The sequence below is a fragment of the Myroides marinus genome (genome assembly GCF_900109075.1).
GTDB lineage: Bacteria > Bacteroidota > Bacteroidia > Flavobacteriales > Flavobacteriaceae > Flavobacterium > Flavobacterium marinum_A.
Window position 1 is genome coordinate 75,708 of record NZ_FNYS01000007.1, and the last position, 13,448, is coordinate 89,155.

The window sequence follows — 13,448 nt, forward strand, 5'->3', positions numbered from 1 at the left end:
TTCAAAACAATATGAAGAACACAACAATTGACTATATACTAAGAGCAACATGGCAAGCCGTAGCTAGAATGTACAATGAAGAAGCTGCTAAATATGATGCTACCATGTCCTTAGCATTTGCACTTTTAAGTATAGACAAAGAAGGAACTCCTTCTACTCTACTAGGTCCAAATATGGGTATGGAAGCTACTAGTCTTACTCGTACTCTAAAAAAGTTAGAAGAAAATAAATTAATTACTCGTGAAAAAAACCCTAATGATGGTCGTGGTGTAATTATAAAACTAACTCCTCTAGGCTTAGAAAAACGAGAATTGTCTAAAGCTAAAGTAAAACGCTTTAACGAAAAAATCAGATCTCAAATATCAGAAGAAAAGATTCAACACTTTATGGAAGTAACTGAAGTTATCAATCAGTTAATCAATGACAAAAGTATATTCGAAGACAAATAATTTTTGTATCTTAAGAAAGTGTAATTATAGTATTAAACCAAAGAACAATAAATATGAAAAGAATAATTAAAAAGGTAGCGGTAGTAGGATCTGGTGTAATGGGATCTGCTATTGCATGTCACTTTGCTAATATCGGACTAGAAGTATTGCTTCTTGACATTGTACCTAGAGAATTAACTCCTGAAGAGGAAAAAAAAGGGCTTACTTTAGAAAGTAAAGTCGTTAGAAATAAAATAGCTAATACACATTTAGCCAATGCTCTTAAATCTAAACCTGCTCCTATTTATTCTCAAGCTTTTGCTTCTCGCATTTCGACTGGGAATATAGAAGACGATTTAGTACAAATAAAAGATTGCGATTGGGTAATCGAAGTTGTAATCGAAAGATTAGATATTAAAAAATCTGTATTCGAACAAATTGAGAAATACAGAAAACCAGGTTCGTTAATTACTTCAAACACATCTGGTATTCCAATGAAATTAATGGTTGAAGGTCGTTCAGAAGATTTCCAAAAACACTTCTGTGGAACACACTTCTTCAACCCTCCAAGATATTTACAGTTATTCGAAATAATCCCTGGGCCACAAACAGCACCTGAGGTTATCGAGTTCTTCCAAAAATACAGCAGCTTATACTTAGGTAAAACTCCAGTATTGTGTAAAGACACACCAGGATTTATCGGTAACCGCGTAGGAGTTTACTCTATGGCTATGGTTATGCAATTAGCTCAAGAAATTGGATTAACTATAGAAGAAGCTGATACATTAACAGGTTCTATTTTAGGTCGTCCTAAGACTGGTACTTTTAAGTTAGGAGACTTAGTAGGTCTTGACACTGCTATAAATGTTACTAATGGTTTAAAACAAAACTGCCCTGCTGACGCTATGATCCAGGAGGTAAAAGACAGTAAACCATTAAACTTCTTATTAGAAAACAAATTCTTAGGTGATAAATCAAGAAAAGGGTTCTATTATAAAGAAGTAGACAAAGAAGGTAAAACTAATCGCTATGCTTTAGACTTAGAGAAGTTAGAATACCGCCCATTAGAACGTGCTAAAATAGCTGTTTTAGAAACTGCAAAACAAGCTGGTGGTACTAAAGCTAAACTTGCTTTACTATTAGCAGATCAAACAAAAGCTGGTGAATTAATCAGAAAACACTTCGCTTCTCTATTTGCATACGTTTCACAACGTGTTCCAGAAATTACAGATACCCTATTCCCTATCGATGATGCTATGCGTACAGGGTATGCATGGAAATATGGACCTTTCCAAACTTGGGATTTAGTTGGTCTTGAGAAAGGTATTGCATTAATCGAAAAAGAAGGTTACACTGTAGCTGATTGGGTTAAAGAACTCGCTGCTTCTGGAGAGAAGAGTTTCTATAAAGTAGAGAACGGTAAAAAATTATTCTACAACCAAAACTCTAAAACATTTGAAGCTATTCCTGGACAAGATGCATTCATCATCTTAGACAATATTAGAACAACTAATAAAGTATGGGGTAATAGTGAAGCTTCATTAATCGACTTAGGAGATGGTATCGTAAACTTAGAGTTCCACTCTAAAATGAATACAATCGGTGGTGGTGTTTTAGCAGGATTAAACAAAGCGGTTGAAATCGCTGAGAAAGACTTCCAAGGACTTGTAGTAGGTAACCAAGGTAGCAACTTCTCTGTAGGAGCTAATCTTATGATGATATTCATGATGGCTGCTGAGCAAGATTGGGACGAGCTAAACATTGCGATTAAAACATTCCAAGATACAATGATGAAAATGCGTTACTCTGGTATTCCAGTTGTAGCTGCTCCTCATGGTATGACTTTCGGAGGTGGATGTGAGTTGAGCTTACATGCTGATAAAGTAGTTGCTGCTGCAGAAACATATATCGGATTAGTAGAGTTCGGTGTAGGACTTATCCCTGGTGGTGGTGGTTCTAAAGAGATGACAGTAAGAGCATCTGACTTATACCGCAAAAATGATGTAGAGTTAAATACATTACAAGAGCACTTCTTAACTATAGGTATGGCTAAAGTAGCTACATCTGCACAAGAAGCTTTTGATTTAAATATATTACAAAAAGGTAAAGACGTAGTAGTAGTTAATAAGGACTTACAATTAGCTCAAGCTAAACGCGAAGCTTTAGTACTGGCACAAGCTGGATATACACAACCTGCTAAACGCAAAGATATTAAAGTATTAGGTCGCCAAGCTTTAGGTATGTTCTTAGTAGGTACAGATAGTATGATGGCTGGTAAATATATCTCTGAACACGATCGTAAGATTGCTAATAAGTTAGCTTACGTTATGGCTGGTGGAGATTTATCAGAAGCTACATTAGTGACTGAGCAATATTTACTTGACTTAGAAAGAGAAGCATTCTTATCATTATGTGGTGAGCGCAAAACTCTGGAAAGAGTACAATACATGTTGAAAAATGGTAAACCATTAAGAAACTAATCTTTAACCAATTAAAACGACAAAGAATATGAAAACTGCATATATAGTACAAGGATATAGAACAGCTGTAGGTAAAGCTCCTAAAGGAGTATTCAGATTTAAAAGACCTGACGAGCTTGCTGCTGAGACTATTGAATACTTAATGAGTAAACTACCTGAATTCGATAAATCACGTATTGATGATGTGATGGTAGGAAATGCAATGCCTGAAGCAGAACAAGGGTTAAATATGGGACGTTTAATTTCTCTTATGGGATTAAAAGTAGATGATGTACCTGGTGTAACAGTTAACAGATACTGTGCTTCTGGTATAGAGACTATCGGTATGGCTGTAGCTAAGATACAAGCTGGTATGGCTGATTGTATTATCGCTGGTGGTGCTGAGAGTATGAGCTACATTCCGATGGGTGGTTATAAACCAACTCCTGATTATGGAGTAGCTAAAGAAGGACATGAAGATTATTACTGGGGAATGGGACTTACTGCTGAGGCGGTAGCTAACCAATTTGTAATCTCTCGTGAAGATCAAGATGAGTTTGCTTATAACTCACATATGAAAGCGTTAAAAGCACAAGCTGAAGGTAAATTTGACAATCAAATCGTTCCTATTACCATCAATGAAGTATTCATTAATGAAAAAGGGAAAAAAGATAGTAAATCATATACAGTAACTAAGGACGAAGGTCCAAGAGCTGGAACTTCTATTGAGGCTTTAAATAAGCTAAGACCAGTATTCGCTGCTGATGGATCTGTAACTGCAGGTAACTCTTCTCAAATGAGCGATGGAGCTGCCTTTGTTATGGTTATGTCAGAAGAAATGGTAAAAGAGTTAAACATAGAGCCAATTGCTCGTATGGTAAACTATGCTGCTGCGGGAGTTGAGCCACGTATCATGGGTATTGGGCCAGTTAAAGCTATTCCGAAAGCGTTAAAACAAGCTGGATTACAACTTAAAGATATCGACTTATTTGAATTAAACGAGGCTTTTGCTTCTCAGTCATTAGCTGTAATCAGAGAGTTGGGCATCAATCCTGATATCGTAAACGTAAACGGTGGAGCTATTGCTTTAGGACACCCTCTTGGATGTACAGGTGCTAAACTTTCAGTACAATTATTTGATGAGATGAAACGCAGAGGTTCTAAATACGGAATGGTAACAATGTGTGTGGGTACAGGACAAGGTGCTGCTGGAATCTATGAATTATTATAAGCTATAAACCAATAAAAAAAGAAATATATTATGAGTAAAGATATCACAAGAGGAGGGCAATTCTTAGTAAAAGAAACTAAATACGAAAATGTATTTACTCCTGAAGATTTCACTGAAGAGCAAATCATGATGCGTGATTCTGTAAAAGAATTCATCGACAAAGAAATATGGCCAAACAAAGAACGCTTTGAGAAAAAAGATTACGCTTTTACTGAAGCTTCTATGCGTAAGGCAGGAGAACTTGGATTATTAGGTGTAGCTGTTCCTGAGGCTTATGGAGGATTAGAGATGGGATTCATCTCTACTATGTTAGTTTGTGATTATATCTCTGGAGCTACTGGATCTTTCTCTACTGCATTTGGTGCTCATACTGGTATTGGTACAATGCCTATTACATTATATGGTAACGAAGAACAAAAGAAAAAATACGTTCCTAAATTAGCTTCTGGTGAGTGGTTCGGTGCTTACTGTTTAACAGAGCCAGACGCAGGATCTGATGCTAATTCTGGAAAAACTAAAGCTGTATTATCAGCTGATGGTAGCCACTACTCTATCACTGGACAAAAAATGTGGATCTCTAACGCAGGGTTCTGTAATGTATTTATCGTATTTGCTCGTATCGAGGATGATAAAAACATCACTGGATTTATCGTAGAAAACGATCCAAGCAACGGAATTACATTAGGAGAAGAAGAGCACAAATTAGGTATTAGAGCTTCTTCTACTCGTCAAGTATTCTTTAGCGAAACTAAAGTTCCTGTTGAGAATATGTTATCTGAGAGAGGTAATGGTTTCAAGATTGCAATGAACGCATTAAACGTTGGACGTATCAAATTAGCTGCAGCTTGTTTAGATTCACAACGTCGCTTAATCTCTCAATCAGTAAAATATGCTAATGAGCGTATCCAGTTTAAAACACCTATCTCTTCTTTTGGTGCTATCCGTACTAAATTAGCTGAGATGGCTACTAATGCTTATGTTGGTGAAGCTGCTTCATACAGAGCTGCTGCTTCTATTGAAGAGAGAATTAACCAACGTATTGCTGAAGGAAATACACACCAAGAAGCTGAATTAAAAGGTGTAGAAGAGTTCGCTATCGAATGTTCTATCCTTAAGGTTGCGGTATCTGAAGACGTACAAGCATGTGCTGATGAAGGTATCCAAATCTTTGGTGGTATGGGATTCTCAGAAGATACTCCAATGGAAAGTGCATGGAGAGATGCTCGTATTTCTCGTATCTATGAAGGTACTAATGAGATTAACCGTATGCTTACAGTAGGAATGTTAATCAAAAAAGCAATGAAAGGACACGTAGATTTATTAGGACCTGCAATGAAGGTTGCTGATGAATTAATGAGTATTCCAAGCTTTGATGTTCCTGACTACTCTGAACTATTCTCTGAAGAAAAAGAAATGGTTAGTAAACTAAAACAAGCTTTCTTAATGGTAGCTGGTAGTGCTGTTCAAAAATTCGGACCAGACTTAGAAAAACACCAAGCATTATTAATGGCTGCTTCTGATATGCTAATCGAAATCTATATGGCAGAAAGTGCTATCCTTAGAACTGAGAAATTAGCGAAGTTAAAAGGAGAAGAAAATATTAAAGAACAAATCGCTATGGCTCAGTTATACTTATACCACGCTGTAGATATCATCGGTGCAAAAGGTAAAGAAGGTATTGCTTCTTTTGCAGAAGGTGACGAACAACGTGTGATGTTAATGGGACTACGCAGATTTACAAAATATGTAAACCTACCAAATATTAATGCACTTAGAGAAACTATTGCAACGAAATTGGTAGAGTCTAACGAATATGTATTCTAATAAGGATACAAACAATTTGGTTTAGTTTGTTTGAAAAAAACCGCTTCTTTTCTTCGGAAAAGGGCGGTTTTTTATTTTAACCTTACTCTTATCTCACTATAATCTTACTGAAACAAGAATTAAAAACAGAATAAAAAACTAAAAATCAATTATTTACGCAAATTATTACAAAATAATTCATCTTTTATTTCACTATAATCATCTAAAAAGATTACTTTTGCACCATAATTTTTTGATACTTAAAAGATATTTACTGTGGAAAACGCAAATGCTTTAAAATTGATTAAAAAGATCCAGTCAGATTTAATCTCTGATGGTCTTGTTGTAGAAAACATTGTAGCAGATTTACAAAAACTTAGAGAATTTGCTCTATTAGAAGAGAAACCTGTTTTAGTTAAGTCTATTCGTTTAGCTTACGAACACATCCTAAACAACAATGCGTTTTTAATTGCTATCCCATCTGATGAGCCAATCGAAGATGAAGAAGGAGCTACTGCAACAGAGCAAGAAGCTAAAAATGATATCGAAAGCTTACAGTACTTATTATCTTTATATAAAGACATTAATAACAAACACAATCTAGAAGACTTAAGAGACTACAATGCTCGTTTATTAGCTTTCTAATTGAAAATGTTAATCATAACATAAAAGCCTATCAGAATTACTGTTAGGCTTTTTTTATTTTCATATTACAACTATATTAGCATACTTAAAACTTCTAATTTAAATCAAGATGCTAAAGACATTTAAATTTATTGCACTCCTTGAAGGTATTTCACTTCTTGTTCTTTTGTTTATCGCTATGCCTTTAAAATACTGGTTAGACAAACCAGAAATGGTAAGTAAAGTAGGTATGGCTCATGGAGTACTATTTATACTATATATAGTAATGGCAACAGTACTTAAAAATGACGAAAAATGGAGTTGGAAAAAATACGGATTAATATGTATTGCTTCAGTTATCCCATTCGGTACATTTGTTATGGAAAAAAAACTACTTGAAAGTAAAGCATAAAAAAAGTAAGTCTATATAGACTTACTTTTTTGTTTTTAAATCGATTGCATCACGCACAATATCCAAATGATCAAATGCTAATGGAGGTAATTCATCAATCCTAAACCACTTTAACTCTTTAGCATCATCAGCTGCCTGACCTACCACTTCCTCTCCTACTTCACCATAAAAAGCAACAGTAACCATATGTGATCTAGGATCTCTAAATGGCTTACCATAAGCTTTAATTTGAGTCACCTCTTCAACACTAATTGACGTTTCTTCACTTAATTCGCGTTTAGCTGCTACTTCTAAAGCCTCATTTTCATCAACAAAACCACCAGGTAAAGCCCAATAATCGCGAAATGGTTCATTTTTACGTTTTATTAATAAAATATGCAAAAAGTCTGCATATTTTTTAAACAAAACCACATCAACAGTAACGAATATCTTCGAAATATATCCCATATTATATATCTTTAAGTCAACAAATGTAAATAAAATACACCTTTTTTCAAAAAAAGAACATTTTAGCTTTCTAATATAAATCTTTGCCTTATATTTGCTTTATAAGCGATTAGTAAAAAAATGTGATTTAATTTGATCACATTTAATGGAAATTAAAAAGACAACTATGAAAAAATTAACATTACCGTTATTGGCTTCTGTATTAGCTTTTGGTGCTGTTCATGCTCAAAGTCCTTACAACAAATGGTCTGTTGACTTAAATGGAGGATTTGCGAAACCAGCTAGAAATGGAAACGCTGCAGAAACTTTCAAAAACCTACACTTAGATGGAGGTGTTCGTTACAACTTAAACAACAAGTTTGGTATTAAAGCTTCGTTTGGTTATGACAAACTTGATAACTGGGTTAATGACCAAGATTTAAACACTAACCACTACAGAACAAGCTTAGAAGGGGTTGTTAACGTGGGAAGACTTTTAAACTTCGAAACTTGGACTAAAGTATTAAACGTACAAGCTCACGCAGGGGGAGGTTACTCTTGGATGAACGGAGACGCATTCAACGGAACTGACAACATGGGACACTTAATGGCTGGATTAACTGGTCAAGTAAAAGTACACCCACGTGTAGCTTTAAACGCTGACTTCACAGTTATTCAAAGTTTAGAACAAAACAGAACTTGGGATGGTAGAGGTACAACTGGACGTTCTATTGCTCAAGGAACTATGTTCAATGCTTCTGTTGGAGTATCTATTTACTTAGGTAAAAACGCTCAACACGCTGACTGGTATGTTGAAGCTGAAGAAGATAACAAAATGTTAGCTGAATTAGAAGGAAGAGTTGGTAAAATCGAAGGTATGCTTGTTGACTCTGATGGAGACGGTGTAGCTGATTACTTAGATTTAGAGCCTAACACTCCAGCTGGTGCTTTAGTTGATTCTAGAGGTAGAAATATCGATAAAAACAACAACGGTATCGCTGATAACATCGAAGCTTTCATCGCTGAGAAATATGGTAACCAACCAGAAAAAGCAGTTGCTTCTGGAGATTCTAACATGATTAAAGAATTAATCAACAAAGGATACGTTGCTGCTTACTTTGATTTTGATAAATCTCAACCATCAAACGTTGACGGAATCAACTTCATCGTTAACTATATGAAAGCTAACCCAGGTGCTTCTGTAGAAGTTATCGGATATGCTGACGCTGTAGGTAACAAATCTTACAACAACAAATTATCAGAAAGACGTGCTAAGTCAGTTAAAGATATCTTAGTTAAATCTGGTGTTGACGCTTCTAAAGTTTCTGCTAAAGGAAACGGAATCGATGACGCAGTTTCTAAAGATTCAGCTGCAGCTCGTAGAATTGCAAGAAAAGTTGTATTCAAAATTAACTAATTTTAGAATTCAATCTAATCATATTAAAGCGCAAGATTATTCTTGCGCTTTTTTTGTTTTTAATAAGTAACTTTGTATTATTTATTAAACAACTATGAAATTTAAACTTAATTCAGAATATAGTCCAACAGGAGATCAGCCAGAAGCTATTAAAAAGCTTGCGGAAGGGATCAATGCAGATGAAAAATATCAAACACTAGTTGGAGTTACTGGTTCTGGAAAAACATTTACAGTTGCTAATGTTATTCAAGAAGTTAACAGACCTACCCTTATATTAGCACACAATAAAACCCTAGCAGCGCAGTTATATACTGAGTTTAAAAGCTTCTTTCCTAATAATGCTGTAGAATATTTTGTTTCTTATTATGATTACTACCAACCAGAAGCTTTTATCCCTGTAACGGGTACTTATATTGAAAAAGACTTATCTATCAATGAAGAATTAGAAAAGATGAGACTAAGCACTACTTCTGCCCTATTATCTGGTAGAAGAGACATCATAGTAGTAGCATCTGTATCATGTCTATATGGTATTGGTAACCCTGTGGAATTTCAAAAGAACGTTATTGCATTAGAACTTGATCAACAAATTAGTAGAACTAAACTACTACATCGATTAGTACAAAGTTTATATGCACGTACAGAGGTAGAATTTACTCCTGGTACATTCAGAATTAAAGGCGATACAGTAGAAGTATTCCCTAGCTATGCAGACAATCCTTTTAGAATACATTTCTTTGGTGATGAAATAGAAGATATAGAAGTATTTAACCCTTCTACATCCGCTGTTATTGAAAAGTACACTAATCTTACTATATACCCAGCCAATATGTTTGTAACCTCTCCTGATGTGTTACAAAGAGCCATTTGGGAGATTCAACAAGACCTTGTTAAACAAGTGGATTACTTTAAAGAAATTGGAAAACACTTAGAAGCAAAACGTCTTGAAGAACGTACAAACTTTGATCTTGAAATGATTAGAGAACTAGGATATTGTTCAGGAATAGAAAACTACTCACGTTATTTAGATGGTCGAGAACAAGGTACACGTCCATTCTGTCTGATTGATTATTTCCCAGATGACTATCTTATGGTTATTGATGAGAGTCATGTAACAGTATCTCAAGTTCACGCTATGTATGGAGGAGATAGATCTCGTAAAGAAAACTTAGTCGAATACGGTTTTAGACTTCCGGCTGCTCTAGATAATAGACCTTTAAAATTTGAAGAATTTGAAGCAATGCAAAATCAAGTGGTTTATGTATCTGCAACGCCAGCTGACTACGAATTACAAAAGTCTGAAGGTATATATGTAGAGCAATTAATACGTCCAACAGGTCTACTTGACCCAATCATCGAAATCAAACCAACAGAGAACCAAATAGACGATTTAATAGAAGAAATTCATTCACGAGTAGAAAAAGACGAAAGAATACTAGTAACCACCCTTACCAAAAGAATGGCTGAGGAACTAGCTAAGTACTTTACTCGTGTAGGTATTCGCTGTAGATATATTCACTCTGATGTTGACACATTAGAACGTGTGGAGATTATGCAAGACTTGCGTAAAGGATTATTTGATGTATTAATTGGTGTAAACCTTTTAAGAGAAGGACTAGACTTACCTGAAGTATCACTTGTAGCGATTTTAGATGCAGATAAAGAAGGTTTTTTAAGAAGTCATAGATCTTTAACTCAGACCGTAGGAAGAGCCGCTAGAAACGTTAATGGTAAAGCTATCATGTATGCTGATAAGATTACAGCAAGTATGCAACGTACTATTGACGAAACAAACTATAGACGTGAAAAGCAGATGAACTATAACAAGAAGCACAACATGACTCCTACTGCTATCGTTAAAAAGATATCTAGTGAATTAGTCAAAGCATCTTATGAAGACATACAGAAAGAATCTATCATGCAAGCAGCTGAAGAAACATTAAAATACAAAACTAAAGGTGATATAGAAAAGATCATTCGTACTAAGAGAAAAGAAATGGAAAAGGCTGCTAAAGATTTAGATTTCATTAATGCAGCACGTTTAAGAGACGAAATAAAAGCTTTAAAAGATAAACTGTAGAAAATTTAATTACCTTTGTACAAAGAATCAGAATGAACAATAACGATATATTAAAGAAACTGAGAGTTGCTTTACAATTACGCGACGATCAAATAGTAGAAATTTTAGAACTAGTTGATTTTAGAATTTCAAAAGGAGAAATAGGTAATTTCTTTAGAAATGCAGAACACCCTAAGTTCGTAGAATGTGGTGATCAAGTATTGAGAAATTTCCTAAATGGATTAGTTATTCATTTAAGAGGAACAAAAGAAGCTCCTAAAAACCCATTAGAAGTACTTGCTGCTAACAAAGCTGATGTTAAGCCTTTTAAAGAGCAAGGAGCAGACAAAAAGAACAAACCTAACACAAAGCCTGTTAGCAAGTTTAAAGACAATAAAGCAGTGGATAATAAGAAAAAAAACACTACAAAGAAAACAGTAACAAAATCACCATTAGCTGGAATCAAATTCAACAATGGTAAAAAATCAAAATAAAACAAAAGCTATTCTTTTTGAATAGCTTTTTTTATACCTGCAACTGAAATACCTGAAGTAACTATAATTAAAAAAGGCTAGCTCTATATAGAGCTAGCCTTCTTATTTATGACTTTAAATCAATTATGATAATGCAACTTTAACCTGGTCTGCAGCTTCTTGGAAAGCGATAGCAGATAAGATTGGCATACCTGATTGATCGATAATTTCTTTAGCTAATTCAGCGTTAGTTCCTTGTAAACGAACGATGATTGGCACTTTAATATCGTCACCCATGTTTTTGTAAGCGTCAACAACACCTTGAGCAACACGGTCACAACGAACGATACCTCCGAAGATGTTAATTAAAATAGCTTTTACGTTAGGATCTTTTAAGATAATACGGAAAGCGATTTCAACACGTTTAGCATCAGCAGTTCCTCCTACGTCTAAGAAGTTTGCAGGTTCGAAACCAGCATACTTAATTAAATCCATAGTAGCCATTGCTAATCCAGCACCGTTAACCATACATCCTACAGTACCATCTAAATCAACATAGTTTAATCCAGCCTCTTTAGCTTCTACTTCGATTGGTCTCTCTTCAGTTACGTCTCTGTATTCAGCATAAGTTTTTTGTCTGTATAATGCGTTGTCATCTAAAGTAACTTTTGCATCAACAGCTAAAATTTTATCATCTGAAGTTTTTAACACAGGGTTGATTTCGAACATTGAAGAATCACTTCCAATGTATGCTCTGTATAAAGCATCTACGAACTTAACCATTTCTTTGAAAGCGTTTCCAGATAATCCTAAGTTAAAAGCAATTCTTCTAGCTTGGAATCCTTGTAATCCTACAGCAGGATCAATCTCTTCTTTAAAGATTAAGTGTGGAGTGTGTTCAGCAACTTCTTCGATATCCATACCACCTTCAGTAGAATACATAATCATGTTACGTCCTTTAGCTCTATCAAGTAATACAGACATGTAGAACTCGTTAGTTTCGCTTTCTCCTGGATAGTAAACATCTTCTGCTACTAAAACACGGTTAACTTTTTTACCTTCTGGTGGAGTTTGTGGAGTAATTAAATCCATACCGATAATGTTACCAGCGATTGTTTTTACTTCGTCTAAGTTTTTAGCCAACTTAACTCCTCCTCCTTTACCTCTTCCTCCTGCATGGATTTGAGCTTTAATTACATACCAACTTGTTCCAGTTTCTTCTGTAAGTTGTTTTGCTTTTTCAACTGCTTCTTCCGCGTTGTTAGCTACTAATCCACGTTGTACTCTTACACCGTAGCTAGCTAATATTTCTTTACCTTGAAATTCATGTAAATTCATAGTGTGATACGTTTAGCTTTTAATATAAACAGTTACAAAAATAACAATTCAGTTTGAAAATCCCTAATTTAATTAAGGTTATATCCCTTGTAACTGTAAATTAACCATGTTAATTATTTAATTCGTAATCTTATTTCAATCTTTTAGAAGATATCAGTATCCCCTTTTCCTTCTCTTATAAGTTCTGGCTCGTCACCTGACAAGTCAATTACTGTCGAAGCTTCATTAGTTCCATATCCACCATCAATAACCACATCTACAATATTTTGCCACTTTTCGAAGATTAATTCTGGATCAGTAGTATACTCTAGTATTTCATCCTCATCATATATAGAAGTTGACACAATAGGGTTACCCAACTTCTTCACAATCTCTCTCGCGATATTATTATCAGGCACACGTATACCAACTGTCTTTTTCTTTTTAAAATCCTTTGGTAGATCATTATTACCAGGTAAGATAAATGTATATGGTCCAGGCAAAGCCTTTTTCAATATTTTAAAAGTCGAAGTATCTATTTGTTTTACATAGTGTGAGATATTGCTCAAGTCATGACAAACAAAAGAAAAGTTAGCTTTCTCTAGTTTTATTCCTTTGATCTTCGCAATCTTCTCTAACGCTTTTGAATTAGAGATATCACACCCTAACCCATATACAGTATCCGTTGGGTAGATTACTAATCCTCCATCTCTCAATACCTTTACTACTTTATCTATCTCTTTCTCGTTAGGATTCTCTGGATAGATCTTAATAAACTGAGCCATACTCTTATAATTAT

The 13,448-nt window shown here is 34.8% G+C and carries 12 protein-coding genes; 9 read left to right on the forward strand and 3 right to left on the reverse strand.

What is annotated here, in order from left to right:
- Window positions 1-11 precede the first annotated feature (11 nt).
- From BMX53_RS09280 to BMX53_RS09305, 6 genes are all read left to right on the forward strand, one after another.
- A complete protein-coding gene (locus BMX53_RS09280) occupies window positions 12-449 on the forward strand; it encodes a MarR family winged helix-turn-helix transcriptional regulator (RefSeq protein WP_038987835.1) in 438 nt (145 codons plus the stop codon).
- 53 nt (window positions 450-502) lie between these two features.
- The gene (locus BMX53_RS09285) at window positions 503-2,908 is read left to right on the forward strand and encodes a 3-hydroxyacyl-CoA dehydrogenase/enoyl-CoA hydratase family protein (protein WP_074745946.1); all 2,406 of its coding nucleotides are present in this window, start codon (window positions 503-505) and stop codon (window positions 2,906-2,908) included.
- A 28-nt stretch (window positions 2,909-2,936) separates the two neighbouring features.
- Window positions 2,937-4,118: an acetyl-CoA C-acyltransferase gene (locus tag BMX53_RS09290; protein ID WP_038987838.1), complete on the forward strand. Its 1,182-nt coding sequence runs from the start codon at window positions 2,937-2,939 to the stop codon at window positions 4,116-4,118.
- Window positions 4,119-4,148: 30 nt separating this feature from the next.
- Complete coding sequence (locus tag BMX53_RS09295; protein ID WP_063175876.1) at window positions 4,149-5,942, forward strand: acyl-CoA dehydrogenase family protein; 1,794 nt, start codon at window positions 4,149-4,151, stop codon at window positions 5,940-5,942.
- A gap of 255 nt (window positions 5,943-6,197) precedes the next feature.
- Window positions 6,198-6,566, forward strand: coding sequence for a hypothetical protein (locus tag BMX53_RS09300; RefSeq protein WP_074745947.1), 369 nt, complete (start codon window positions 6,198-6,200; stop codon window positions 6,564-6,566).
- A gap of 109 nt (window positions 6,567-6,675) precedes the next feature.
- Window positions 6,676-6,957 carry a DUF3817 domain-containing protein gene (locus tag BMX53_RS09305; protein WP_038987843.1) on the forward strand — a complete coding sequence of 94 codons (282 nt, stop codon included), beginning with the start codon at window positions 6,676-6,678 and terminating at the stop codon, window positions 6,955-6,957.
- A 21-nt stretch (window positions 6,958-6,978) separates the two neighbouring features.
- Here the strand turns inward: BMX53_RS09305 and BMX53_RS09310 are convergent, their stop codons facing one another.
- A complete protein-coding gene (locus tag BMX53_RS09310) occupies window positions 6,979-7,404 on the reverse strand; it encodes an NUDIX domain-containing protein (protein ID WP_063175878.1) in 426 nt (141 codons plus the stop codon).
- A gap of 166 nt (window positions 7,405-7,570) precedes the next feature.
- Here BMX53_RS09310 and BMX53_RS09315 point away from each other — a divergent pair, with 166 nt between their 5' ends.
- The 3 genes from BMX53_RS09315 to BMX53_RS09325 all read left to right on the forward strand — a co-directional run bounded on the left by BMX53_RS09315 (window position 7,571) and on the right by BMX53_RS09325 (window position 11,353).
- Window positions 7,571-8,800 carry an OmpA family protein gene (locus BMX53_RS09315; RefSeq protein ID WP_038987878.1) on the forward strand — a complete coding sequence of 410 codons (1,230 nt, stop codon included), beginning with the start codon at window positions 7,571-7,573 and terminating at the stop codon, window positions 8,798-8,800.
- Between the two features lie 94 nt (window positions 8,801-8,894).
- Window positions 8,895-10,880, forward strand: coding sequence for an excinuclease ABC subunit UvrB (gene uvrB, locus BMX53_RS09320; protein WP_074745949.1), 1,986 nt, complete (start codon window positions 8,895-8,897; stop codon window positions 10,878-10,880).
- Between the two features lie 32 nt (window positions 10,881-10,912).
- A complete protein-coding gene (locus BMX53_RS09325) occupies window positions 10,913-11,353 on the forward strand; it encodes a DUF1456 family protein (protein WP_074745951.1) in 441 nt (146 codons plus the stop codon).
- 123 nt (window positions 11,354-11,476) lie between these two features.
- Here the strand turns inward: BMX53_RS09325 and sucC are convergent, their stop codons facing one another.
- Together sucC and BMX53_RS09335 are read right to left on the reverse strand one after the other, a co-directional pair.
- On the reverse strand, window positions 11,477-12,670 hold the full coding sequence (gene sucC, locus BMX53_RS09330; RefSeq protein ID WP_038987847.1) for an ADP-forming succinate--CoA ligase subunit beta: 1,194 nt from the start codon (window positions 12,668-12,670) through the stop codon (window positions 11,477-11,479).
- Window positions 12,671-12,813: 143 nt separating this feature from the next.
- Entirely contained in the window at window positions 12,814-13,434 is a 621-nt protein-coding gene (locus BMX53_RS09335; protein ID WP_074745953.1) for an L-threonylcarbamoyladenylate synthase, read from the reverse strand.
- Window positions 13,435-13,448 lie beyond the last annotated feature (14 nt).